Consider the following 23,686-nt stretch of genomic DNA (forward strand, 5'->3'; position numbering starts at 1 on the left):
GTCAGGCGTCGGTCGAGAACACCGCCACTTCGGCCACCAGCCGGCCGGCCTGGTCGCGCAGGCTGTCGGCCGCCGCAGCGGTGTGTTCGACCAGAGCCGTGTTGCCCTGGGTCGTGTGGTCCATCTGCGCCACGGCGCTGGACACTTCGGCGATGCCCGCGGTCTGCTGGCGCGTGGCGGCGCTGATCTCGGCCATCAGGTCGGTCACGCGCTGGATGGCGCCGACGATCTCGCCCATCGTCGCGCCGGCCCGGTCGGCCTGTTGCGCCCCTTGGCCGACGCGCTCGACGCTGTCGGTGATCAGCAACTTGATCTCTTTGGCCGAATCGGCGCTGCGCTGCGCCAGGCTGCGCACCTCGTTGGCCACCACCGCGAAGCCACGACCCTGCTCGCCGGCTCGCGCGGCCTCGACCGCCGCATTCAACGCCAGGATGTTGGTCTGGAACGCGATGCCGTCGATCACGCCGATGATGTCGGCAATGCGCTGCGACGACTGGTTGATGCCCTGCATCGTGCTCACCATCTGGTTCACCAGGTCGCCGCCGTCACGCGCCACCTGGCTGGCGCCCTGGGCCAGTTGATCGGCCTGCTGGGCACTGTCTGCGTTGTGCTGCACCGTGCCGGACAGTTGCTCCAGCGCCGCGGCCGACTTCTCAAGCGCCACGGCCTGCTGGTTGGTGCGGGTGGCCAGCTCGCCGTTGCCCGCGGCCACTTGCGCCGCGGCCGTGGCCACGCCGTTCGCATGGTCGCGCACGCCGCTCACGGTGCCGCGCAGCCGGTCCACCATGTGGGCCAGCCCCGCCAGCAGGCTGTGCCGGTCGCCCTCGGCCACGCGGATGTGCACCGCCAGGTCCCCATTGGCCACGCGGTTCATCAACTCGCGCACGGCCACGGGCTCTGCCCCCAACGTGCGCATCAGGCTGCGGGTGATGGCCAGTGCGAACAAGGCCAGGCCGAGCGCACCGATGCAGGTGGCGATCGCCATCGCCAGCTGGGCACCGCGCCGCACCGTGGTGGCCTCGGCCTGGCGTTGAGCGGCCTCGGCTTCGATCGCGTCCGACACCTTCTGCTGCGCACTTTCCAGCTCCTTGAACAAGGCGATGAAGGCGGGCAGCTGCGCCTGGGCAGCGGCAGCGTCTTGCGCGGCCACCTGGGTGATCTCGTTGGCCAGCGCCACGTAGCGCTGGATCGTCGGGGTCAGCGAGGCCACGCCCTGGCTCAGCGCCTCGTCCAGCGGCAGCGCGCGCACGGCCTGATTGAGGCGCACGAATTGCGCGCCGTGCTCATGGGCTTCGGACTGCGCGTCCTTGATGCCAGCCGGGTCACCCGACGCGGCGAAAGTCAGCGCCTGGAAGACGTCGGCGCGCAAGGCGTCGTGCATCATGTCGCCGGCCATCAGCTCGTCGGTGGCCTGGATGGCCATGACTGAATCGTCCATCGCTCGCCCCAACTGGGCAAAGCCCATCGCGGCGACGACGCCCACAACGATGGTGATGCCCACCCCCAGTGCGCCCAAAGTGATCAGGGTCTGTTTTGTTCTCACGCGGTACTGCTCCTTGCATGAAAAAAGCGCGGGGCGCAGCATTGGCCCCGCCTCGACGGACTCGTCCATCGTAGAAAAGCAACGCCCACCCGATGAGGCGAACTGGCGGGCATTGCCCCGCCATATCCGATGGGCACCGGTGAGGTGTCACGCAAATCGCCAGATGCGACACTGAAGGCATCTCAACCAGGAGCAGACGATGAAGATACTGGTCGCGGTGGATGGCAGCCCCTACACCAAGCGCATGCTGGCCTACCTGGCCGCTCACGACGAGTGGCTCGGCGAGCACCACGAGTACACGGTGCTGCATTCGGTGATGGCCGTGCCGCCACGGGCGGCGGCGGCGCTGGACAAGTCGGTGCTGGCGGCCTACTACGAGTCCGAGGCCGACAAGGTCTTCAAGCCGATCCGGCAGTTCTTTGCCAAGCAGAAGCTGTCGGCCACCTTCGTGTCGAAGATCGGCCACGCCGCCGAGAACATCGCGGGGGTCGCGACGAAGGGCAAGTTCGACCTGCTGATGATGGGCTCACACGGCCACGGCTCGCTGGGCCAGCTGGTGATGGGCTCGGTGACGACGAAGGTGATGGCGCACTGCACGACACCGGTGTTGCTGGTGCGCTGACCGCTGCTCAGGCCAGCCACGCGAAACCGGCGCCGCAAGGCACCGGCGGGGCTGGGGCTCAGCTGGCGCTGAGGCGGCGCAGCCAGTTGGTGCGCACCACGCTCGCCCGGCCCGACTGGGCCAGCGTGGTCGCCGCCACCACGTCGGCCGGCGGCTCGTCGAGGCAGAAGTCCAGGCCCATCGCGGTGCCCATGTCGGCGGGGTCCAGTTCCGGCGCGGGCGTGGCGCCCAGGCCCATCAGACGGCGCAACAAGCTGGGATGAGCGGCGTTCGACATGATGGGTCTCCGGTGCGGGTGTGTCTTCAGTTTCGTCCTGTTGCGGTTTTTCGTTACGTCTATTTCAGGGGGTAAAGCGGCGCAGTTGCGGCATTTGCACGCGGCTGTGGCGCTGCGGTCTCACGGCGGGGAACTCTGCCCACCTGCGCCTCGCGGCTTGCCACCCATTTGAAGCGTTAGGCACTCGATCACGAACATTAGCAAGTCTAATGATCTGTGAATATTATGAGTATCGCTTCATTTGTGATCCCACCCTGCCGAGAATCGCGTGAGTTTCAATCCACGCAGTTCGTCAGACATGAAAGTCACCGTTCTCGGCGCCGGCATCATCGGCATTTCCACCGCTTGGTACCTGGCCGAAGAGGGCCATGAGGTCACGGTGGTCGACCGCCAGCCCGACGCTGCGCTGGAGACCAGCTTCGCCAACGGCGCGCAGATCTCGGTCAGCTTCTGCGAGCCCTGGGCCAACGCCGGCGCGCCGTTGAAGGTGCTGAAGTGGCTGCTGCGCGACGACTCGCCGCTGCTGTTCCGCCCCCGGCTCGACCCGTATCAGTGGCGCTGGGGCATCAAGTTCCTGCTGCAGTGCTCGGACGCGGCGTTTGCCCGCAACGTGGAGCAGTTGGTCGCCCTGGGCGCCTACAGCCACGAGTCGCTGAAGGGCCTGGTCGACAAGACCGGCATCGAGTACGACCGCCTGGAGCGCGGCATCCTGCACTTCTTCTCGTCGGCCAAAGACTTCGAGGCCGGCGCCGCCGGTGCCGAGCTGATGCGCCAGCACGGCGTGGACCGCCGGGTGCTGAGCCGCGACGAGGTGCTGAAGGTCGAGCCGTCGCTGGCCGCCTTCGGCCCGAACATCCACGGCGGCACCTACACGCCCAGCGACGAATCGGGCGACGCCCGGGTCTTCACGCAGAAGCTGGCCGAGAAATGCCGCGAGCGCGGTGTGAAGTTCCTCTACGAGCACGACATCATCGGCTTCGACGTGGTCGCCGGCGAGATCAGCGGCGTCAACGTGGGCTGCCAGCGCACGGGCGTGCGCAGCACGCTGCGCGGCGACCAGGTCGTTGCGGCGATGGGCTCGTTCACCGCCCCGCTGCTGCGTCCGATCGGCGTCGACCTGGACATCTACCCCGCCAAGGGCTACTCGGCCACGCTGAAGCTGAAGAAGCCCGAAGCCGCGAGCACGGTGAGCCTGCTCGACGACACCCGCAAGATCGCGATCTCGCGCCTGGGCGACCACATCCGCATTGCCGGCACGGCCGAGATGGCCGGCTACGACCTGAGCCTGGCCAACGCCACCGCGCAGGTGCGCTGCGCCGCGCTGGTCAAGCGCTACGAAGAGCTGTTCCCCGGCGTCGCCCACCTGGACGAGCCCAACTACTGGACGGGCCTGCGCCCCAGCACGCCGACCAACATCCCCTACATCGGCCGCAGCGACCAGATCAGCAACCTGTGGCTGAACGCCGGCCACGGCACGCTGGGCTGGACGCACGGCGCCGGCTCGGGCCGCGCGCTGGCCGAGCTGATGAGCGGCAAGCGGCCGCAGCTGAATTTCGGCTTCTGCGGGCCCGAGCTGCCGCAGCGCAGGCCGCAGGTCGCGCTGGCGACCTGAGCAGGGGCGGATCCCGGTCGCCGCCCGCGGCGCGGCGATCGGTGGCAGAATCGCGCCCTTTTTTCGCGCGCGCGCCCTGCGCCCGGCTGCCATGCACCACGCCTTCTGCGCCATCGACTTCGGCACGTCGAACTCGGCGATCGCCCTGCCCGATGCGGCCCACCGCGTATCGCTGGTCGAGGTCGAACCCGGCCAACGCACGATGCCGACCGCGGTCTTCTACACCCTTGAAGGCGTGGGGCCACACGAAGACCCACGACACCTGTACGGGCGTCAGGCGCTCGCCGCCTACATCGAGGGCCATGAAGGCCGTCTGATGCGCTCGATGAAGAGCGTGCTGGGCTCGTCGCTGGTCGACCAGAGCACCGACGTCGGCGGCGGCCGCTCGGTGCGTTTCCTCGACGTGATCGCCGGCTACCTGCGCCACCTCAAATCGCTGGCCGAAGCGCAGGCGGGCGAGCCGCTGACGCGCGCGGTGCTGGGCCGGCCGGTCTATTTCGTCGACGACGACCCCGCGCGCGACGAGCAGGCGCAGGCCGCGCTCGAACAAGCCGCCCGCCAGGTCGGTTTTGCCGAGGTCAGCTTCCAGTACGAGCCGATCGCCGCGGCGCTGGATTTCGAGGCCACGGCCGACCACGAACAGCTGGTGCTGGTGGCCGACATCGGCGGCGGTACCTCGGACTTCTCGCTCGTGCGCGTCGGGCCCGAGCGGGCCACACGCGTCGACCGTGCCAACGACATCCTGGCCAACCACGGCGTGCACATCGCGGGCACCGATTTCGACCGCCATGTCGAGCTGGCCGCCATCCTGCCGCTGGCGGGCTTCAAGGCGCGCGGGCCCGCACCGGCCGAGCGCGAGGTGCCGAGCAAGGTCTATTTCGATCTCGCGACCTGGCACCTGATCAACACCGTCTACACGCCGGCCCGGGTGATGGAGCTGCGCCGCATGCGCACCTTCTATGCCGACGCCGAGCTGCACGCCCGGCTGATGGCGATCGTCGAACACAAGCTCGGCCATGCGCTGATGGCCAAGGCCGAGGCGGCGAAGATCGCGGTGGCCGACGGGCGCGAAGACGACGTGGTGCGCATCGACCTTGACGAGCTCGAGCCGGGCCTGGACGCGCTGCTGGCCGAGCCGCAGGCGCTGGGTGCGATCGAAGCCGACCTGGAGCGCATCGTGCAAGCCGGGCTCGAAACAGTGCGGATGGCCGGCGTGGCGCCCGAGCAGGTGGAAGCGGTCTACCTGACCGGTGGCTCGACCGGCCTGGCGCCGCTGGCGCACCGCATCGCCGCACCATTCACCCGTGCCCGCACCGTGCGCGGCGATCGCCTCGCCAGCGTGGCGCAGGGCCTGGGCCTGCACGCCCAACGCGTGTTCGCGTAGGTCACCCCAACCAGGCGCGCGCAGCGCCGCCGCCCGTCAAGTGGCGTGCGCGGATCCGGCTTGGCCGGGCCGCTGCGCGAGCCCCTCGGGGGCCTTGCCCGGACATGAACAGTCCTGAGGACTGTTCGTGCCTGGCAAGGGGTCGGGTCTCTGGCCCGGCGCGGCCTGCAAGGCAGCCCCGGGAACGGGGCGTGGGGCCCTAATACAACACCATCTGGGTGCAGCGGAACAGCGCGAGTGTCTTGCCGGTCTCGCGGCTGGTCACCACCGCGTCCCAGATCTGCGTGGTTTTGCCCAGGTGCACGGCCGTGGCCACGCACTCGATCGTGCCCTCGCGGGCGGTGCCGAGGAAGTTCGACTTCAGCTCGATCGTCGTGAAGCCGGTGGAGCCTGCCGGCAGGCTCGCCACGCAGCCATAACCGGCGCAGGTGTCGGCCAGCGTGACGACGCTGCCGGCATGCAGAAAGCCGTTCGGCGCCATCAGCTCGGGCCGCACCGGCAAGTGCGCGCTGATCCGCGACGGCCCCACCTCGTCGATCACGATGCCCAGGTGGCCAGGCAGGTGGTGGGCGCCAAAGGCGTTGAATTGGTCGGCTTGCATCATCGGCGTCGGCGGGCAGAAAGACTCAATGGCGGCGGCCGCGGGTTCCGCCACCGCTCGCCCCGCCACCGGGTGCGGCCCGGCGAGGCCGCGGCGACGGTGCGCGGCGCGGCTTGGTGCTGGGCAATGGCCGGGTCACGTCCGCCAGCAGCAGCACGCTGTTGACCAAGGCCTCCACCGCTTCGGCCAGGTCGGCCGGCGGCTCCAGCTCTTCGATCAGGGCCAGCAGCTCGTCGGCGTCTTCGAGGTCTTCGGGGTCGAAGCTGCGGTACAGCACCGCCAACGGCTCGGCCACCTCGGGTGAATCGCTGCGCATCAGCGCCGGGAAGAACTCCATCGCCGTCGCGAAGCCGGCCACCCAGGGCATCACCGCTTCGAGCGGGTCGTCTTCGTCGTCGAGCTCGAACACCCACGGGTCGAACCACTGGCGCTCCCGGATCGCGGCGTCGAGTTCCGCATGACGGCGGCGCACCAGCGCGCGCAGCGGCTCGTCGTCGAAACCGAGCGGAATAGAACGACCGTCCACATCCACCACGTGGCGCCACCACTGCGCCTCGGGCACCGCCTTGGGCTGCAGCAGCACGCCGCAGAGAAAACCGTCGAGCATCATCACGTCCAGCGGCTCGGCCGGGGCGGGGATGCGGTCCAGCCAGCGCTCGAGCGCGGCCAGGTCGGCGTCGGTCAACGCGGTCGAAGATTCGGGGGCGGGTGCGGGCATCGCGCCATTGTCGCGCCGGCGGGCGCTGTCGGCGCATCAACCTGACGGCCGGCCGAAGAATGGGCCGCGACACCGACGGTTTGCATCTTTTGTGCAGGCTGGCGCACTCGGGCGCTCAGCATCCCCCAATCAGGGGATAGCTCTGGTTACAGTGCGCCCCTAGAGTGCCCCACATGCCCCAGGGTGCACCAAACGGTGCTTCCGGGCGAACGTCCCAACGACGTCCTCTTTGAGGACTTGTACCGACCCAGTCCTCACGGACTGGGTCGTTTTTTTTGGCGCCCCCCCGGGCGCTGCCGCATCCCACCAAGGCGCTCCGCAGGAGCCGCCGCCCATCAAGTGGCGTGCGCGGATCCGGCTCTGCCGGGCCGCTGCGCGAGCCCCCCTGGGGGCAGGCCCCGGAGGGGCCGTGGGGGCTCAATGAACGTAGTCGGCGTCGCGCTGCAGGCGGAACACGCTGACCAGCTCGGCCAAGCGCGAGGCCTGGCCCTTCAGGCTCTCGGCGGCGGCGGCTGATTGCTCGACCAGCGCGGCGTTCTGCTGCGTCATCTGGTCCAACTGGCCGACCGCACCGCTGACCTGGCCGATGCCGCTGCTCTGCTCGGCCGCGGCGGCGGTGATCTCGCTGATGATGCCCGACACGCGTTGCACGCTGGCCACGATCTCGTTCATCGTGCTGCCGGCGTCGCCGACCAGGCGGCTGCCCGCTTCGACCTTGTCGACGCTGGTGCCGATCAGGCCCTTGATTTCCTTCGCGGCCTCGGCGCTGCGCTGGGCCAGCGAGCGCACTTCGCCCGCCACCACCGCAAAGCCACGGCCTTGCTCGCCGGCACGCGCCGCTTCCACCGCGGCATTCAGCGCCAGGATGTTGGTCTGGAACGCAATGCCATCGATCACGCCGATGATGTCAGCGATCTTGCGCGAGCTGTTGTTGATCTCGTTCATCGTCGAGACGACCTGCGCCACGACTTCGCCGCCGCGCTGCGCCACCGCCGAGGCCGAGCTGGCCATCTGGTTGGCCTGGCTCGCGGCTTCGGCCGACTGGTTCACCGTGCCGGTCAGCTGCGTCATCGAAGACGCGGCCTGCTGCAGGTTGCTGGCGGTCTGCTCGGTGCGTTGCGAGAGGTCCTGGTTGCCCACGGCCACTTCGGTGCTCGCGGTCTGGATCGACTCGGCCGACAGGCGGATGTCGCCCACCAGCGAACGCAGCCGGTCCTGCATGCCGTGAATGGCTTGCAGCAGGCGGCCGATCTCGTCTTGCGAGGTGATCTCGACGGTCGAAGTCAGGTCGCCTTCGGCGATGCGCTCGGCCACCTTCACGGCACGCGCCACCGGGGCGGTGATGCTGCGCGTGGTGCGCCAGGCCAGCATCACGCCGACCACCATGGCACCGGCCATCAGCGCGGCCACCATCATCAAGGCACGCTTTTGCGAGCTGATCACGGCTTCAGCGGCTTCGGTGTTCTGCTTGTGCACGATCTCGATCAGCTTGGCCACCTTCTGGCGCCAGACGATCTCGACCGGGCGCACCGCCTCGGTCAGCGTCATCGTGGCTTCCACGCCGGCGCCGGCTTCGCCTTCCTTGGCGGCGCGCTCGACCAGCGGGATGGTTTTCTTGCCGCTCTCGACGATGTCGTTCATCAGTGCGCGCTCGTCGGCATCGGCGGTCGAGCCGATCAGCGCCAGCAGCGCGGCTTCGCCAGACACGTAGCGCTTCTTCGCTTCGGCCAGCACCTTCATCTCGACGTCGATCGCCTTCACATCGGTCAGCAGCGTGACCGTGCGGGCCTGGATCGCCAGGCTGTTGATGCTCTCGAGCATGCTGTTGGCCAGCGCCAACTTCTCGTTCTTGACCCCGACGATGTCCTGCACCCGGTTACCCTGGGCGCGCAGCTCAGCCACGCTCAGGCCGGCGACGATCAACAGCATCAGCAGCAAGCTGCCGAAACCCAGGCCCAGGCGGCGGGCCAGGGTCAAACGCGCGAAGGAAGGTACGGCCATGGTCTTAAGTCTCCGGACTCGTGTCGGTGGGTCGGTCTGATCGGTTTTCGGATTGTTGGCCTGCGCTCTTGAGCAAGTTCACGTGATATGCAGCACTCGAACGGTGCAATTCCTTTCTTCAAGCTGACCATGTGGCCGCCCCGCCTCACGCCGGTGCACGCCCGCCCAATGCCTGGGCCAGCCAGCCCACCAGCGCCCGCACGCCGCGCGGCACCTGCGCCGCATATGGACGGATCGCCCACAGATGGGTGCCAAAAGCGCCGACCGGCCGCCAGCCCGGCAGCAGCTCGACCAGCCGGCCCTCGCCCAGCGCCGGCTCGGCACTGAAATCGGGCAGCAGCGTGACGCCCAGCCCGGCCAGCGCCGCCTCGCGCAGCGCCTCGCTGTTGTTGGCGGCAAAAGGCCCTTTCAGCGGCACGCTGACGCGCTCGCCCGGCTGGCGCTCGAAGCTCCACGCCGCCGTGTCGCCCGGCCGGGGGTAGAACAGGCAATCGTGCTCGCGCAGGTCTTGCGGCGCGCTCGGCGCCGGCCGGTGCGCCAGGTAGGCGGGGCTGGCCAGCAGCACGCTGCGGGTCTCGCGCAGCATCCAGGCCACGTGGGTATCGGGCGGCGTGCTGGTGTGGCGGATCGCCAGGTCGAAGCCTTCTTGCGCCAGCGGCCGCAGCCGGTCGGACAGGTCCAGCTCGACCTGCAGTGCCGGGTGGGCGCGCAAGAAGCCCGGCAGCAGCGGCACGATGCACTGCCGCGCCAGCGCCACCGGCGCCGTCACGCGCAGCCGGCCGCTGGGGGCATCGGCCAGGTCGCGCACCTCGGCAAACGCCTGGTCGATGGCCGCGAACGCGCCTTGCGTGGCCGCCACCAGCTGGCGGCCGGCATCGGTCAGCTGCATGCTGCGGGTCGTGCGCTGCACCAGCGGCACGCCGGCCGCCGCCTCCAGCTCGGCCACGCGCTGGCTCATCGCGGCCTTGCTCAGGTTCAGGCGCTGCGCCGCGGCGGTGAAGCTACCGGCCTCGGCCAGCACCGTCAACGCATGGATGGGCGACCACAGCGGCGCACCGCGGGCGGGGTTCGACATGGGCTGCTCCTGCGATTGGCTCTCAGTTTGCCAAGCCTATTGTTCGCCATTCAGAACAATGAATCCAGCCGGCCGGCATTGGCAGCGCCGGGCGGGCTGCCTAGACTGGCGCCATCCCCTGCACCCCAAGCGAGACCACACCATGGGCGCCCCCGAAGCTTTCACCGCCACCACCGACATCGGCCACTTCATCGGCGGCCAGGTCGTCGCCAGCACCGGCGGCCGCAGCCAGGCCGTCTACAACCCGGCCACCGGCAAGGTGGCGCGCCAGGTCGCGCTGGCCAGCGTTGAAGACGTGAACGCCGCGGTCGCCGCCGCCCAGGCCGCCTTCCCCGCCTGGGCCGACACGCCGCCGCTGCGCCGCGCGCGCGTCCTGAACAACTTTCTCGGCCTGCTGAACCAGCACAAGGACACGCTCGCCGCGATGATCACCGCCGAGCACGGCAAGGTCTTCACCGACGCGCAGGGCGAAGTCACCCGCGGCATCGAGATCGTCGAGTTCGCCTGCGGGGCGCCGCAACTGCTGAAGACCGACTTCACCGACCAGGTGGGCACCGGCATCGACAACTGGGTGCTGCGCCAGCCGCTGGGCGTGGTGGCCGGCATTACGCCGTTCAACTTCCCGTGCATGGTCCCGATGTGGATGTTCCCGATGGCGCTGGCCACCGGCAACACCTTCATCCTGAAGCCCAGCGAGCGCGACCCGTCACCCAGCCTGTTCATGGCCGAGCTGCTGAAGCAGGCCGGCCTGCCCGACGGCGTGTTCAACGTGGTGCAAGGCGACAAGCTGGCGGTCGACACGCTGCTGACCCACCCCGATGTGAAGGCGGTCAGCTTCGTCGGCTCGACCCCGATCGCGCAGTACATCTACGAGACCGGCGCCAAGCACGGCAAGCGGGTGCAGGCGCTGGGCGGCGCCAAGAACCACATGGTGGTGATGCCCGATGCCGATGTCGACCAGGCGGTCGACGCGCTGATCGGCGCGGCCTACGGCTCGGCCGGCGAGCGCTGCATGGCGATCTCGGTGGCGGTGCTGGTGGGCGATGTGGCCGACAAGATCGTGCCCAAGGTCGCCGAGCGCGCGAAGGCGCTGAAGATCAAGAACGGCATGGAACTCGACGCCGAGATGGGCCCGATCGTCACGCGCGAGGCCAAGCAGCGCATCGAGGGCTACATTGGCATCGGCGTGGAGGAAGGCGCCAAGCTGGTGGTCGACGGCCGCGGCCACACCGTGCCCGGCCACGAGGGCGGCTTCTTCACCGGTGGCACGCTGTTCGACCACGTGACGCCCGAGATGCGCATCTACAAGGAAGAGATCTTCGGCCCGGTGCTGGCCTGCGTGCGCGTGCCCGACTTTGCCGCGGCGCTGGCGCTGGTCAACGCCCATGAGTTCGGCAACGGCGTGGCCTGCTTCACCAGCGACGGCAACGTGGCGCGCGAGTTCAGCCGCCGGGTGCAGGTGGGCATGGTGGGCATCAATGTGCCGATCCCGGTGCCGATGGCCTGGCACGGCTTCGGGGGCTGGAAGAAGAGCCTGTTCGGCGACATGCACGCCTACGGCGAAGAAGGTGTGCGCTTCTACACCAAGCAGAAGAGCGTGATGCAGCGCTGGCCGGCCAGCATCGGCAAGGGGGCCGAATTCGTGATGCCGACGGCCAAGTAGCCGCCGGCCGGGTGACGGTGGTCCGTCATCCCCTCCCTGAGACACATGCGGCCGCTTCACAGCGGCCGCGCCGCTTTCAGTGCGACTGCACCTCGCCGCCGCACCAGGCCGCCGCCTTGGCGGGGGCCTCGCCTCCACACCACGCCGCCGCCTTCGCGGGGGCCTCACCCCCACACCAGGCCGCCGCCTTCACGGGCGCCTCGCCGCCGCACCAGGCGGCCACCTTGTCGGGGCTCGCCTCGCCGCCACACCACGCCGCGGTCATGTCGGCGCGTTGCTCGCCGCCGCACCAGGCCAGATCGACCGCCGCTGCGCCAGCAGCGGCGGCGTTGGCCGGCACCGGCTCGCCGAACTCGCGCTCGAACAGGCTGTGCAGCGCCTCGGCCGCCTGGTCGCGCTGGTCTTCGTCGCCCCGCATGCCCAGGTACGGGTGGTGGTGCAGGAAAGCACCGAAGATCTGCTCGCAATCGGCCGCGTACTTGCGCGTGTCCAGGATGTGGGCATGCCAGAACTTGTCGATGTCGCGCGTGGGCGCGATCTGCCGGCCCGGGTGCATGGCCAGCAGCGCGAGAAAGCGCTTGTAGCCCAGCTCGACACGATCGACGTGCTCGGCAGTCCAGCCGTAGCCGTCTTCCTTGCTGGTGATCTTGAACTTGATGGGGGCCAGGTCGAGGGCGGCGATGCGGGTCATCACCTGCGCCAGCGCATGGTTTTCGGTCAGCAATTGCATGGGTTCAAACTCCCTAGGGTCGACAAATCTGCCGGCGGCCGGCGGCCACTGGCACTCACGGGAGCCGTGATGCGGCTCACGCCGCCACCACCGGGCTCACGAGGTTTCGCACGTCGCGGGCCAGGAACCGGCTCATCTCGCCCGCGGTGATGGGCTTGCTCAGGTAGTAGCCCTGGATCTGGTCGCAGTGGTGGCTGCGCAAGAAGCCCAGCTGCTCCAGCGTCTCGACCCCCTCGGCCACCACCTTCATGCGCAGGCGCTGGGCCAGGCCGATGATCCCGGCCGTCAGCGCGGCGGCGTCCTCGTCGCCCGGCAGGTCCTTGATGAACGAGCGGTCGATCTTCAGCGTGCCCAGCGGAAAGCGCTGCAGGTACGACAGCGACGAGTAGCCGGTGCCGAAGTCGTCGATCGCCAGCGACACGCCCAGGTCGCGCAACTCGCGCAGCTGCGCGGCGGCGCGGGTCGGGTTACGCATCACGCCGCTCTCGGTGATCTCCAGCTCCAGCAGCGCGGCATCCAGCCCCGCCAGCGCCAGGATCTGCGACACCTCTTCGACCAGCCGCGGCCGGTTCAGCTGGCGCGGCGACAGGTTGACGCTGACCTGCACCGGGTGGCCCTCTTGCTGCCACCGCAGCGCATCGCGGCAGGCCACTTCGAGCGCCCACTGGCCCATGCTCTCGATCAGCCCGGTGTCCTCGGCGATCGGGATGAACTGCGCCGGCGAAACCATGCCGAGAGTCGGGTGCTGCCAACGCATCAAGGCCTCCACGCCGGTGACCCGGCCGGTGGCCAGCTCGAGCTTCGGCTGGTAGACCAGGAACAGCTCTTCGCGTTCGAGCGCGCGGTGCAGGTTGCTCTCCAGCGCCAGCCGCTGCTGGCCCTGCGAGCTGACCTGGTCCGAATGGAATTCGTAGCTGCCGGCGCCCTTCTCCTTCGCGCGGTACATCGCGGCGTCGGCGTGCATCAGCAGTGTCTCGACGTCTTGCCCGTCGTCAGGGAACATGCTGACGCCGATGCTGGCGGTGGTGGTCAGCTCGCGGCCGTTGATCTCGAACGGCGCGTTGAAGCGGGCCAGGATCTTGGTCAGCGGCTGCACCGCGTCGGCCGAGCTCTGCAGCCCTTCGAGAACCACGACGAACTCGTCGCCGCCGAAGCGGGCCACGGTGTCACTCTCGCGCACGCTGGCACGCAGGCGTTCGGCGCAGGCGCGCAGCAGCATGTCGCCGGCGCTGTGGCCGAGGCTGTCGTTGACGTACTTGAAGCGGTCCAGGTCCATGAACAGCACCGCGACACGGTTCTGCAGGCGCGCGGCGCGCTGCGTGGCGTGGGTCAACCGGTCGTGCAGCAGCGGGCGGTTGGCCAGGCCGGTCAGCGCATCGTGGTGGGCCACGTGGCGCAGCGCCTGTTCGGCCTGCTTGCGTTGCAGGTACTGCGCCAGCTGGCTGGCCACCGAGCGCATGAAGCCCTCGATCTCGCGGTCGACGCTGATCGGCGCGCGGCTGAAGAATTCGAGCGCGGCCCACTGCGCACCGGCGCTGACCGGGATCACCACCGCCGCCTGCAGCCCGCAGCGGCTGGCGATGCGGTCTTCCTCGTGCACCGAATCGTCCAGCGGGATGCTGCGCCAGGTCGGGCTGCCGGTGATCGAGGCTGGCTCGACCTGGCCGCCGGCCAGCGCGCCGCGCCGGCGCAGCATCGCGGCCGCGAATTCGCCGAGCGCCGGCGCATCGCCTTGTGCCCAGGCATGCATGCAGCGCAGGTGGCCATCAGCCTCGCGCAACCAGCACACCGCGGCGCTCCATTGCAGCCGCGTGCCGATCGACGCCAGGATGTAGGCCACCGCGTTCTCGGGCTCGGCCTCGACCGCGAGCTTCTGGCCGATGTCGTGCGCCAGCTCCAGGCGCAGCGCTGCCTTCTTGCGCGCCGTCTCGTCGCGCACTGTCGCGCGCACCGCGGCCACGCCGTCTTCGGTGGCACGCTGCAGGTTGACGTGCACCCAGCGGTCGCCGCCGTCGGGCAGGCGCACCGCGTGCTCGATCTCCACCCGCTCGTCGCTGTGCTCGGCCTGGCGCACCGCTTCGCTCAGCGCCGCGCGCTGGCGGTCCGGCACCAGCGCCAACAGGCGCGGCAGCGTCAGCGGCGCCGAGCCCAGGTCGTGGCCATAGATGCGCCGCGCCTCGTCCGAGCATTCGATCGCGCCGGTCGGCGTGTCGAGCACCCAGCTGCCCAGCTTGGCCAGCGCCTGCGCCTCGGCCAGGCGCTGCTCGCTGCTGCGCAGGCTGTGCGTCATGTCGAAGGCCAGTGCCAGTGCGCGCCGCCGGCCGCCCAGCAAGCCCAGCAGCACGCTCGCGAGCAGCAGGCTGATGATGCTGCCGCCCACCAGGATGATGGCCGGCAGCAGGCGCTCGAGCGTGCCCACGCCCTGGTCGAAAGGCGACGACGCCTCGATCTGCCAGACCCGGCCCCCGAGCGGGAACGAAGCGACGCGGTAGAAGCCCGTGTCCGCGGTGGGCAAGGGCTCGCTGGCCGCACCGGCTTTCGCGGGCGCCGCCAACGCCGACGACGCGGCGGCGGCCATCGGCTGGGCGCGACGGCGCTGGGTATCGAAGACCAGCTTGTCGGCCTGCGGCGCGGCGTTGTCGGCCGCGGGTGAGGCCGCCGGCTCGCGCCCGCCGTCGAACACCCGCAGGCGCACACCGTCGGTCGGCGCCGGCAGGCTCTCGAGCATCCGCGTGACGAGAAACCCCGCCCCGACGCTGCCGAGGTAGGCCTCGCGACGCTGTTCGGCCGTCTCGATCGGCTGGCCCGGCCGGTACACCGGCAGCCGCATCGCCAGGCCGATCTCGCCCTGGATCTGGATCAGCTTGCCCGATGCGGTGAGGCGGCCTGAATCGCGGGCCGCCTCGAGCGCTGCGCGCACGTCCGGGAAGACGGCGATGTCCTTGCCGAGGAACGCCTCGTTGCCGGCCATCGGCTCGATCAGCGAGATCGGCTGGTAGGCATCGCGGTTGCCGGGTGGCTTGATCGCGAACCGTGCGCCGCCATCGGGGCCCAGGTCGCGTTGCAGCGCCGCCTCGAAGCCGTCCTTGGCCGGTGCTGCCACCAGCGGCGCGTAGTTCAGCACCTGGAAGCCCGGGAAGGTGCGCTTCAGGTCGAGCGACTCGGCGTAGCGGCGAAACGCTTCGCGCGACACCTCACCGGTGTGGAACAGCGCCTGCAGCCCGGCCAGCACCTCGACATACGCGGCAAAGCGCCGTTCGACCTCGTCGCTGGCGCTGATCGAGGCGGCGTCGAAGCGCAGCTGGGCGTTGCGCCGGATCTCGTCGCGCGCCGACTGGCTGATCGCCAGCGAAAGCAACACCCCGACCAGCAGCACGGCAGCTGCGATCAACCGGTGATTGCGTACTGCTTTGTCGTTGGCCCTGACCATGTGGTGCTCCGTGTTGGGCCGCACTGTAGAGACGGGGCCTCGCGAGCGCTGTCGGGAGCCCAGGAGCCTGTCTGTGGGGACCTCTTGACGATTTGCGTCAGCAGAACCAGACGACAACGTGTCAGCCTGTTGACACGTTCGCCCCGACCCCGGCGTCGACAGGGTTGACGCATCCGACCCTTCGCTCCACCATCCACCCCGATTGGTCGCAGAACCAATTCATGAACAAACCACGGCCGCCTCCGCAACGCAGAGGGTTAGGCCGAGGGGAGGCTGAATGTCAGGGCTTGTCGTTGACAGGCCAGTGTTTCTTTCGACCCTGACTGCGCAACGCAGCCAGGCTCGCTTGGCGCTGGCAGTGGCGGCGGTATCGGCGGCGTTGTTTGCGCTGCTGGTGCCCTTCGCGAAGCGGCCGCTGGCGCCGGTGTGGGCGTTCATCCCGCTGTACGAATCGGCGCTCGTGATCAGCGACCTGGTCACGGCCGCGCTGCTGTTCGGTCAGTTCGCGATCCTGCGCTCGCGCGCGCTGCTGGTGCTGGCCGGCGGCTACCTGTTCACCGCCTGCCTGGCGATCGTGCATGCGATGACCTTCCCCGGCCTGTTCTCGCCCACCGGGCTGCTCGGTGCCGGGCCGCAGACCACCGCCTGGCTGTACATGTTCTGGCACGCCGGGTTCCCGCTCGCGGTGCTGGCCTATGTCGCGCAGACACGCCGCGCGCCCGAGGCGGCGCACTGGCCGGGCCGCATTGCCAGCGCGGTGGTCGGCTGCGTCGTGCTGGTGCTGCTGCTGGCCCTGGGCTGCGGCCTGCTCGCCACGCTGGGGCGCGAGGCGCTGCCCGCCGTGATGCAAGGCAACCGCTACACGCCGGCGATGGTCTTCGTCGTCGGCAGCATCTGGCTGCTCAGCGCCGCCGCCCTGGTGGCGCTGTGGCGGCGGCAACCGCGCACCGTGCTCGACCTGTGGCTGATGGTGGTGATGGGCGCATGGCTGTTCGACATCGGCCTGTCGGCGGTCTTCAACGCGGGCCGCTTCGACCTCGGCTTCTACGCGGGCCGCATCTACGGCCTGCTGGCCGCGAATTTCGTGCTGATGGTGCTGACGCTGGAAAACGGCAGGCTCTACGCCGGGCTGGTCGAAGCCCATGCGCGCGAGCAGCAGAAGGCGGCCGACCTCGAGCGGCTGAACGCCCGGCTCGACGACTTCAACCGCCAGCTGCAGCAGGCCAGCCGCTTCAAGTCGGAGTTCCTGGCCAACATGGCGCACGAACTGCGCACCCCGCTGAACGGCGTGATCGGCTTTTCCGAACTGCTGAAAGACGAACAGGCCGGGCGCCTGCTCGACAAGCAGAAGCGCTTCGCCAGCCTGATCTACGACAGCGGCCACCACCTGCTGTCGTTGATCAACGACATCCTCGACCTGTCCAAGGTCGAGGCGGGCAAGATGAGCCTGGACCTGGAAGCGGTCGAGCCCAACGCCTTCCTGCGCGAATGCATGGCCTTGTTCGACGAAGCGGTCGGGCGGCGCGGCATTCGCCTGCGCTTCGAGGCGATGCCGCCGCGAGGCCGGCTGCTGGTGGACGCGCGAAAGCTGCGCCAGATCGTCTACAACCTGCTGTCCAACGCGGTCAAGTTCACGCCCGACGGCGGCGACATCCGCCTGGCGGTTCGATTGACCCGGAGGCAGGCGCCCTGGCAAACCGCACCGCCCGGCACCGTGGCGCGCGTGCTGCCATTGCCCGATGGCGACAGCCCGCAGCTGCTCGAAGTCCTGATCGTCGACAGCGGCAACGGCATGCGTGGCGAAGACCTGCCCCAGCTGTTCGAGGCCTTCCAGCAACTGCGCTCGACCGACCAGGCCCAGCACATGGGCACCGGCCTGGGCCTGGCACTGGTCAGCCGCTTCGCCGCGCTGCACGGTGGCACGGTCGGCGTGGCCAGCGCGCCGGGGCGCGGCTCGCAGTTCGGCGTCTGGCTGCCGTGGCGCGACGGCGACGAAGCCGCCCGCGCCGCCGCGGCACTGCTGGCCAACACCACCCGCCCGCGCGCCGCCGCAGCGCGCCACGCGCTGGTGATCGAAGACGACCCGGAATCGGCCGAGCTGCTGCGCCTGCACCTCGAAGGCGCCGGCTTCCAGGTCCGCATCGTGGCCGACGGCAGCCAGCTGCACCCGCCTGGCGCCGCACCGCCGGACCTGATCACGCTCGACATCATGATGCCCGGCACCAGCGGCTGGAGCGTGCTCGAGCAGATCAAGAAAGACCCGCAACTGGCCGACGTGCCGGTGGTCATCGTCTCGATGGTGGCCGACCGGCAGCGCGGCGTGGCGCTGGGCGCATCGAAGGTGCTCGAAAAGCCCGTCGGGCGCCAGCAGCTGCTCGACGCGGTGCAGGCCCTGGGGCTGGTGCGCGAGCCGGGCCAGCTGCGCAAGGTGCTGGTCGTCGATGACGACCCGGTGGCCGTGGACCTGGTGGCGTCGAACCTCGCCGGCGCGGACTGCGAGGTGCTGCGCGCCCTCGATGGTGAACAGGCGATCGGCGTTGCGCTGGGCAGCCGGCCCGACCTGATCATTCTCGACCTGATGATGCCGGGTCTCAGCGGCTTCGAGGTGCTGGACCGCGTGCGCAGCCAGCCGGCGATGGCCGAGGTGCCGATCCTCGTGATGACCTCCAAGACCATCACGCCGCAAGACCGCGAGCGCTTGCGCGGCCGGGTGCAGCAGGTGTTCGGCAAGCAGATGCTCGACCGCGACCGTTTCATGGCCGAGGTGGGGCGCGCCCTGCATCACGCTGAATCGGCGGGCCCATGAAAGCGCTTGCCTTGACACGCACCGGACCGCCCCACGCCACGCGTCAAGACTTCCCCTCACCGAGGTGGTCGTGTGCCCGCCGCAAGTTGCCGACATCCTGGCCGAGGTCGATGCCCTACCAGGAGCCCCACCCCATGAACCACGACGAGTCTTCCATGCCCCACGAGCCGGACGGTGAATTCACCATCGCCCGCGGCGAAGTGCTGGTGCTGACCATCGCACCGAACGAGCGCATCAGCTACTGCAACCCCGCCTTCGCGCAGGCCAGCGGCTACACGCACGACGAGCTGATCGGCCAGCCCCAGGTGTTGTTCAACCGGCGCGACATGCCGCCCGAAGTCTTGCGCGACCTCTGGGCCACGCTCGAAGCGGGCGCCTCGTGGTCGTCGGTGATCCGCAGCCGGCGCAAGAGCGGCGAAGGCTACTGGCTGCACGCCACGGCCGCGCCGATCAGCGAGGCCCGCCGCCCCGCCGGCTACATGGTGGTGTGCACACGGCCGCGCCGCGGCCAGGTGCGCAGCACCGAGGCCGCTTACGCGACCATGCGGCGCACCGCCCGCGACTGGATGCATGCCGTGTGCAGCGCGGCCCACGGCAGCGTGGTGGCCCTGCCGCAGCGCGCCGAGGAGACCCCGCCATGGTGAGCACCGAACCGACCTTTGGCACCAGCTGGGCCGAGATGGCGCGGCGCCAGGCGCTGGTGATCGACGCCAACCCCGCCTCGCGCACGATGCTGACCGCGATGATGCGCGAGCTCGGCTTCGGCACCGTGGTGCAGACCAGCCGGGCGCAGGACGCGCGCCGCCTGATCGAGCACCAGCGCTTCGACATGGTGGTCTGCGAATACACCTTCGACAACCAGCCGATGACCGGCCAGGACTTGATGGACGACCTGCGCCTGGCGCAGCTGCTGCCGCTGTCGACGGTGGTGGTGATGATCTCGGGCGAGGCGGGCTACGCCAAGGTGGCCGAGGCCGCCGAGGCGGCGCTCGACGCCTACTTGATCAAGCCGCACACCGGCCAGGCGCTGCGCGACCGGGTGCTGCAGTCCTTCAATCGCAAGGCCACGCTGGCCGACATCATCGGCTGCGTCGAACGCGGCGCCTACGAAGAGGCGGCCGGGCTGTGCCAGCGGCGTTGCGACACGCGCGGGCCCAACTGGCTCAACGCCGCGCGCATCGGCGCCGAGCTGTGGCTGCGCGCCGGCCGGCCGCAGGCGGCGCAGGCCCTGTTCGAAACCATCATGACCACCCGCGCTGTGCCCTGGGCGCGGCTGGGCTTCGCCCGCTCGCAATACCAGGCCGGCGGCATGCAGCAGGCAAGGCGCACGCTCGAAAGCCTGCTCAACGACGAGCCACGCTACGCCGATGCCTACGACGTGATGGGCAAGGTGCTGCTGGACCAGGGCGAGCATGTGCAGGCGCTCAATTCGCTGCGCCGCGCCACCGCGCTGACGCCGGGTTGCGTGTCGCGCCTGCTCAAGTTCGGCCTGCTGGCCTTCTACCACGGTGACCCGAAAGAGGCCGCCGACGCGCTGCAGCGCGCCGCCGTGCTGGGGCAGAACTCGAAGGTCTTCGATCTTCAGGGGCTGGTGCTGCTGGGCACGCTGCAGTTCGACCGCGGCGACCTGCGTGGGCTGACGCAATCGCTGCACGCGATGTCGTCGGCCTTCGAGGCGCAGCCGCAGAGCGCGCGCCTGCGCCGCTTCGAGGCGACGCTGTCGACCCTCAAGCTGCTGCTCGAACGCAAGGTCGCCGAGGCGGTGGCGCTGACGCACCAGGCCCTGCGCGAGCTGAGCGAGCCGAACTACGAGTTCGAGGCCGCCTGCAACCTGCTGAGCGTGCTGTCGCGGCTGCATGCACGCGAGGTGCGGCTGGACGACATCCCCGAAACGCTGACACGGCTGGCCGACCGCTTCACCGTGTCGCGCACGACCTGCGAGCTGCTGTGCCGCGCGGCGCAGGGGCGGCCCGATTTCGAGCCGCTGATCCGCGCCCGCTACACGCTGATCTGCGACCAGGCCGAGGCTGCCGTGTCGCACACCGTGGCCGGCGAGCCGGGACGCGCGGTGACCAGCTTGCTCGACGCGGCCGAGCAATCGCTCAACGGCAAGTTGATGGACCTGGCCGTGCACACGCTGGAGCGGCACCGCCACGGCATCGCCCATAACGACGAATTGTCACGGCGGGTGCAGGCGCTGCAAGACCGTTACCGCAGCTACGGCACCCAGGTCAAGCTGCAGCACAAAGCAACCCGGCCGGCAGCTAACCCGACAATTGAAAGGGTCGCTCATTCATGCTAAGAATCGGGCCACATGGCACGTATCCTCGTCGTCGATGACCGCTCGTCGAACCGCCACTACCTGAGAATGGTGCTGGCCACGATCGGCCACGAAGTGGTCGAGGCGGCCGACGGCGCGCAGGCGCTGGAGCGCACCCGCGCACTGCACCCTCACCTGGTCATCACCGATCTGTTGATGCCGGTGATGGACGGCTTCGAATTCGTCAAGCGCCTGCGCAGCGAGCCCGCGATCGCGGCGACGCCGGTGGTCTTCTACACCGCCACCTACCGCAGCAGCGAGGCCCGCAAGCTGGCCGCCGCCTGCGGCGTGAGCGAGGTGTTGCCCAAGCCGACCGGGCCGTCGGTGCTGATCGACACCGTCAGCCGCCTGCTGGGCCAGGCGGCCCCGGCGCACGACGCCGACGCCCCGCGCGAATCGCCTTCGCTGCTGATGGGCCTGGGCCAGCACATCGCCGGCCAGATCGACCACGTGAGCGAAGACCAGGCGCTCATCGACGGGCTGCTGCGCGAACACCGCGGCCCCGATGACGAGCGCGAGCGGCTCGAACGGCTGTCACGGCGGCTGGCCGACAACCTGGGCCACGTGCAGCGCAGCGCCAGCCGCGTCTTCGCGTTGATCGAGCTGGCGCTCGACCTGGCCGTGGAGCGCCGGCACGATGCGTTCCTGCGCATGTTCTGCGAGGCCAGCCACCGCATCGTCGAGGCCGACGCGGTGGCCCTGGTGCTGCTGCAGGCCGACCAGCGCGAGGTGCGCCATGTCGAGGCGCATGGGCTGCCGCCCGCAGCGGTGCAGAGCCTGCATGGGCCGGCGATCCGCCAGGGCCTGGTCGGCCGGCTGTGGGCCTGCGACGGCGCGCTGCGCGAGGGCGACGGCCACGGGCCGCTGGCCGGGCTGCCGGCCGACCTGGGGCCGGTGCGCAGCTTTCTCGGCGTGCCGGTGGGCACCGACGGCGCGCCGTACGGCGTGCTGCTGTTCACCGACCAGCGCGAGGGCCACCGCTTCGACGACGAAGACGAGATGATGGCGCTGGCGCTGGCCGGCGAGTTCGCGGTGATGTTCGAGCTGTTCGACGCCAACGAGACGCTGCAGAGCCGGGCCGTCGAGCTTGAGCTGCAGGTCGCCCAGCGGCAGCAGGCCGAGCAGGCACAGGCCGAGGCGCTGGCCCGGCTCGACGGCATGATCCAGGCCGCGATGGACGCGATCATCACGGTCGACCAATCGCAACGCATCGTGCTGTTCAACCCGGCCGCCGAGCGCATGTTCGGCCGCCGCGCGGCCGAGATGCTGGGGCGCCCGCTCGACGAACTGATGCCCGAGTCTGCCCGCGCGCTGCATGCCGACCACCTGCGCGCCTTTGCCGCCGGTGGGCCGTCGACACGCACGATGTCGCCGCTGCGCACGGTGCGCGGGCGGCGCGCCGACGGCGCGACCTTTCCGATCGACGCCTCGATCTCGACCGTGGTGCTCGACAGCGGCATCTACTACACCGCGATCCTGCGCGATGTCACACAGCGCGAGCAGGCCAACCAGGCGCTGGAGCAGTACCGGGTCGAACTGGCCGGCTTCTCGCAACGCCTGCTCGAGCAAGAAAAGCAGACCACGCGCCGCCTCGCCCAGGCCCTGCACGACGAGCTCGGCCAGACGCTGGCCGCGATGCGCCTGATCTACGACGCCAGCCACCAGACCGCCGGCCGGGCACCGAACCCCTTGATGCAACGGCTGGACCACCTGATCACCGAGGCCAACCGGCAGGTGCGCCAGGTGCTGGTCGATCTGCGGCCCCCGCTGCTCGACGAGCACGGGCTCGCCGCGGCGCTCGACAACGAGCTGCGCCAACGCGCGCCGATGACCAACGGTGTCGCGCTGCGGCTGCATGTCGCCCCCGGCCTGCAGGGCATGCGCTGGCCGCCCGAGGCCGAATACGCGGCCTTCATGATCGCCCGCGAGGCGGTGCACAACGCGCTGTGCCATGCGCATGCCGCCACGGTCCGGGTCGAGCTGAGCGGCGACGAGGCCACGCTGACGCTGGCGATCTGCGACGACGGCTGCGGCCTGCCGCTGGGTGGTGCCACGCCCGCCCCGGGGCACCTGGGCATGGTCGGCATGCGTGAGCGCGCGCTGGCGATCGGCTCGATGCTGGCGGTGCATTCGGCCCCCGGCCAGGGCACCACCGTCCACCTGCGCTGGCAGGCGCCGCAAGAACCCGCGGCCCGCCCACCCGCCACCCACGAGACCGCGTGGCCATGAGTCGCCAGGCCGAGGATCTGCCATGAGCCGCCTGTACCTGATCGACGACCACGCGCTGGTGCGGGACGGACTGCGCGCCGTGCTCGAAGGCAGCGGCCACACCATCGTCGGCGAGGCCGCCGAGCCGACGCCGGCGCTGGCCGACCTGGCACGGCTGAAGCCCGACATCGTGCTGCTCGACCTGAGCCTGGGCGAGCGCTCGGGCTTCGAGCTGCTCGAGGAGCTGCAGCGCCGCAAGCTGGACCTGCGCGTGATCGTGCTGAGCATGTCGAACCAGCCGCGCCACGTGGCCGAGGCGCTGCGCCTGGGCGCGCTGGGCTATGTGCTCAAGGGCTCGCCGAGCGCCGAGCTGCTCGAAGCGGTGCAGGCCGTGTCGCAGGGCCGGCGCCACCTCGGCCACAGCGAGGCCGAGCTGGCCCTGCGCGGCCTCACCGAAGGCGGCAGCGGCGCCCAGGCCCTGTCACCCCGCGAGCGCCAGGTGCTGGTGATGGTGGCGCGCGGCGCCTCGAGCACGGCGATCGGCGAGCAGTTGCACCTGTCGCCGAAAACGGTGGACACCTACCGCAGCCGCCTGATGGCCAAGCTCGAGCTGGCCGATGTGCCGGCGCTGGTGCGCTGGGCCATTCGCGAGGGCCTGGTCGGCCTGGACGAACGCTGAGCGGCCGAGCGCGGGCC

Annotated in this window: 17 protein-coding genes; 9 read left to right on the forward strand and 8 right to left on the reverse strand. The window is 69.9% G+C overall.

The features are described 5' to 3' along the window. Nucleotide 1: 1 nt before the first annotated feature. Nucleotides 2-1,543, reverse strand: a complete 1,542-nt coding sequence (locus tag ACE3SG_RS21655; protein WP_374568296.1) for a methyl-accepting chemotaxis protein — start codon at nucleotides 1,541-1,543, stop codon at nucleotides 2-4. Nucleotides 1,544-1,742: 199 nt separating this feature from the next. On the opposite strand from ACE3SG_RS21655, the gene ACE3SG_RS21660 reads away from it, so the two are divergent. Next, on the forward strand, nucleotides 1,743-2,165 hold the full coding sequence (locus tag ACE3SG_RS21660; RefSeq protein WP_374568297.1) for a universal stress protein: 423 nt from the start codon (nucleotides 1,743-1,745) through the stop codon (nucleotides 2,163-2,165). Nucleotides 2,166-2,223: 58 nt separating this feature from the next. Here ACE3SG_RS21660 and ACE3SG_RS21665 read toward each other — a convergent pair whose 3' ends face one another. Continuing rightward, entirely contained in the window at nucleotides 2,224-2,442 is a 219-nt protein-coding gene (locus ACE3SG_RS21665) for a hypothetical protein (RefSeq protein WP_374568298.1), read from the reverse strand. 298 nt (nucleotides 2,443-2,740) lie between these two features. Between ACE3SG_RS21665 and ACE3SG_RS21670 the strand changes: the two genes are divergently transcribed. Beyond that, nucleotides 2,741-4,054: a D-amino acid dehydrogenase gene (locus ACE3SG_RS21670; RefSeq protein WP_374568299.1), complete on the forward strand. Its 1,314-nt coding sequence runs from the start codon at nucleotides 2,741-2,743 to the stop codon at nucleotides 4,052-4,054. A 91-nt stretch (nucleotides 4,055-4,145) separates the two neighbouring features. After that, nucleotides 4,146-5,438, forward strand: a complete 1,293-nt coding sequence (locus ACE3SG_RS21675) for an Hsp70 family protein (protein ID WP_374568300.1) — start codon at nucleotides 4,146-4,148, stop codon at nucleotides 5,436-5,438. Between the two features lie 199 nt (nucleotides 5,439-5,637). Here ACE3SG_RS21675 and ACE3SG_RS21680 read toward each other — a convergent pair whose 3' ends face one another. The 4 genes from ACE3SG_RS21680 to ACE3SG_RS21695 all read right to left on the reverse strand — a co-directional run bounded on the left by ACE3SG_RS21680 (nucleotide 5,638) and on the right by ACE3SG_RS21695 (nucleotide 9,833). Continuing rightward, on the reverse strand, nucleotides 5,638-6,042 hold the full coding sequence (locus tag ACE3SG_RS21680; RefSeq protein WP_374568301.1) for a PaaI family thioesterase: 405 nt from the start codon (nucleotides 6,040-6,042) through the stop codon (nucleotides 5,638-5,640). 22 nt (nucleotides 6,043-6,064) lie between these two features. Then, the gene (locus ACE3SG_RS21685; RefSeq protein ID WP_374568302.1) at nucleotides 6,065-6,757 is read right to left on the reverse strand and encodes a YecA family protein; all 693 of its coding nucleotides are present in this window, start codon (nucleotides 6,755-6,757) and stop codon (nucleotides 6,065-6,067) included. Nucleotides 6,758-7,174: 417 nt separating this feature from the next. After that, the gene (locus ACE3SG_RS21690; protein ID WP_374568303.1) at nucleotides 7,175-8,758 is read right to left on the reverse strand and encodes a methyl-accepting chemotaxis protein; all 1,584 of its coding nucleotides are present in this window, start codon (nucleotides 8,756-8,758) and stop codon (nucleotides 7,175-7,177) included. 145 nt (nucleotides 8,759-8,903) lie between these two features. Next, a complete protein-coding gene (locus tag ACE3SG_RS21695) occupies nucleotides 8,904-9,833 on the reverse strand; it encodes a LysR family transcriptional regulator (protein ID WP_374568304.1) in 930 nt (309 codons plus the stop codon). Nucleotides 9,834-9,975: 142 nt separating this feature from the next. Between ACE3SG_RS21695 and ACE3SG_RS21700 the strand changes: the two genes are divergently transcribed. Continuing rightward, nucleotides 9,976-11,496, forward strand: a complete 1,521-nt coding sequence (locus ACE3SG_RS21700; protein ID WP_374568305.1) for a CoA-acylating methylmalonate-semialdehyde dehydrogenase — start codon at nucleotides 9,976-9,978, stop codon at nucleotides 11,494-11,496. A gap of 76 nt (nucleotides 11,497-11,572) precedes the next feature. On the opposite strand, the gene ACE3SG_RS21705 is transcribed toward ACE3SG_RS21700, so the two are convergent. Together ACE3SG_RS21705 and ACE3SG_RS21710 are read right to left on the reverse strand one after the other, a co-directional pair. Next, a complete protein-coding gene (locus tag ACE3SG_RS21705) occupies nucleotides 11,573-12,226 on the reverse strand; it encodes a hypothetical protein (protein ID WP_374568306.1) in 654 nt (217 codons plus the stop codon). A gap of 76 nt (nucleotides 12,227-12,302) precedes the next feature. Further along, nucleotides 12,303-15,617 (reverse strand): EAL domain-containing protein, encoded by a 3,315-nt coding sequence (locus ACE3SG_RS21710; RefSeq protein WP_374568307.1) that lies wholly within the window; start codon nucleotides 15,615-15,617, stop codon nucleotides 12,303-12,305. Nucleotides 15,618-15,960: 343 nt separating this feature from the next. Between ACE3SG_RS21710 and ACE3SG_RS21715 the strand changes: the two genes are divergently transcribed. The 5 genes from ACE3SG_RS21715 (at nucleotide 15,961) to ACE3SG_RS21735 (ending at nucleotide 23,669) form a co-directional block, all read left to right on the forward strand. Next, nucleotides 15,961-18,462 (forward strand): response regulator, encoded by a 2,502-nt coding sequence (locus ACE3SG_RS21715; protein WP_374568308.1) that lies wholly within the window; start codon nucleotides 15,961-15,963, stop codon nucleotides 18,460-18,462. Between the two features lie 134 nt (nucleotides 18,463-18,596). After that, nucleotides 18,597-19,106 (forward strand): PAS domain-containing protein, encoded by a 510-nt coding sequence (locus ACE3SG_RS21720; RefSeq protein ID WP_374568309.1) that lies wholly within the window; start codon nucleotides 18,597-18,599, stop codon nucleotides 19,104-19,106. Further along, nucleotides 19,100-20,764, forward strand: coding sequence for a response regulator (locus tag ACE3SG_RS21725; protein WP_374568310.1), 1,665 nt, complete (start codon nucleotides 19,100-19,102; stop codon nucleotides 20,762-20,764). Before ACE3SG_RS21720 ends, ACE3SG_RS21725 begins: the two co-directional genes overlap by 7 nt. Before the next feature lie 12 nt (nucleotides 20,765-20,776). After that, on the forward strand, nucleotides 20,777-23,011 hold the full coding sequence (locus ACE3SG_RS21730; protein WP_374568311.1) for a response regulator: 2,235 nt from the start codon (nucleotides 20,777-20,779) through the stop codon (nucleotides 23,009-23,011). Between the two features lie 22 nt (nucleotides 23,012-23,033). Further along, nucleotides 23,034-23,669, forward strand: a complete 636-nt coding sequence (locus ACE3SG_RS21735) for a response regulator (RefSeq protein WP_374568312.1) — start codon at nucleotides 23,034-23,036, stop codon at nucleotides 23,667-23,669. The last annotated feature ends 17 nt before the right edge of the window (nucleotides 23,670-23,686 follow it).

Source organism: Ideonella sp. (assembly GCF_041914305.1).
In the GTDB taxonomy this organism is placed as follows: Bacteria; Pseudomonadota; Gammaproteobacteria; order Burkholderiales; family Burkholderiaceae_C; genus Ideonella.

Excerpts from the sequence above, each read along its gene's own strand:
- ACE3SG_RS21660 (WP_374568297.1), top strand. The coding sequence starts at position 1,743 with ATGAAGATACTGGTCGCGGTGGATGGCAGCCCCTACACCAAGCGCATG.
- ACE3SG_RS21665 (WP_374568298.1), bottom strand. The coding sequence starts at position 2,442 with ATGTCGAACGCCGCTCATCCCAGCTTGTTGCGCCGTCTGATGGGCCTG.
- ACE3SG_RS21670 (WP_374568299.1), top strand. The coding sequence starts at position 2,741 with ATGAAAGTCACCGTTCTCGGCGCCGGCATCATCGGCATTTCCACCGCT.
- ACE3SG_RS21675 (WP_374568300.1), top strand. The coding sequence starts at position 4,146 with ATGCACCACGCCTTCTGCGCCATCGACTTCGGCACGTCGAACTCGGCG.
- ACE3SG_RS21680 (WP_374568301.1), bottom strand. The coding sequence starts at position 6,042 with ATGATGCAAGCCGACCAATTCAACGCCTTTGGCGCCCACCACCTGCCT.
- ACE3SG_RS21685 (WP_374568302.1), bottom strand. The coding sequence starts at position 6,757 with ATGCCCGCACCCGCCCCCGAATCTTCGACCGCGTTGACCGACGCCGAC.
- ACE3SG_RS21690 (WP_374568303.1), bottom strand. The coding sequence starts at position 8,758 with ATGGCCGTACCTTCCTTCGCGCGTTTGACCCTGGCCCGCCGCCTGGGC.
- ACE3SG_RS21695 (WP_374568304.1), bottom strand. The coding sequence starts at position 9,833 with ATGTCGAACCCCGCCCGCGGTGCGCCGCTGTGGTCGCCCATCCATGCG.
- ACE3SG_RS21700 (WP_374568305.1), top strand. The coding sequence starts at position 9,976 with ATGGGCGCCCCCGAAGCTTTCACCGCCACCACCGACATCGGCCACTTC.
- ACE3SG_RS21705 (WP_374568306.1), bottom strand. The coding sequence starts at position 12,226 with ATGCAATTGCTGACCGAAAACCATGCGCTGGCGCAGGTGATGACCCGC.
- ACE3SG_RS21720 (WP_374568309.1), top strand. The coding sequence starts at position 18,597 with ATGAACCACGACGAGTCTTCCATGCCCCACGAGCCGGACGGTGAATTC.
- ACE3SG_RS21725 (WP_374568310.1), top strand. The coding sequence starts at position 19,100 with ATGGTGAGCACCGAACCGACCTTTGGCACCAGCTGGGCCGAGATGGCG.
- ACE3SG_RS21730 (WP_374568311.1), top strand. The coding sequence starts at position 20,777 with ATGGCACGTATCCTCGTCGTCGATGACCGCTCGTCGAACCGCCACTAC.
- ACE3SG_RS21735 (WP_374568312.1), top strand. The coding sequence starts at position 23,034 with ATGAGCCGCCTGTACCTGATCGACGACCACGCGCTGGTGCGGGACGGA.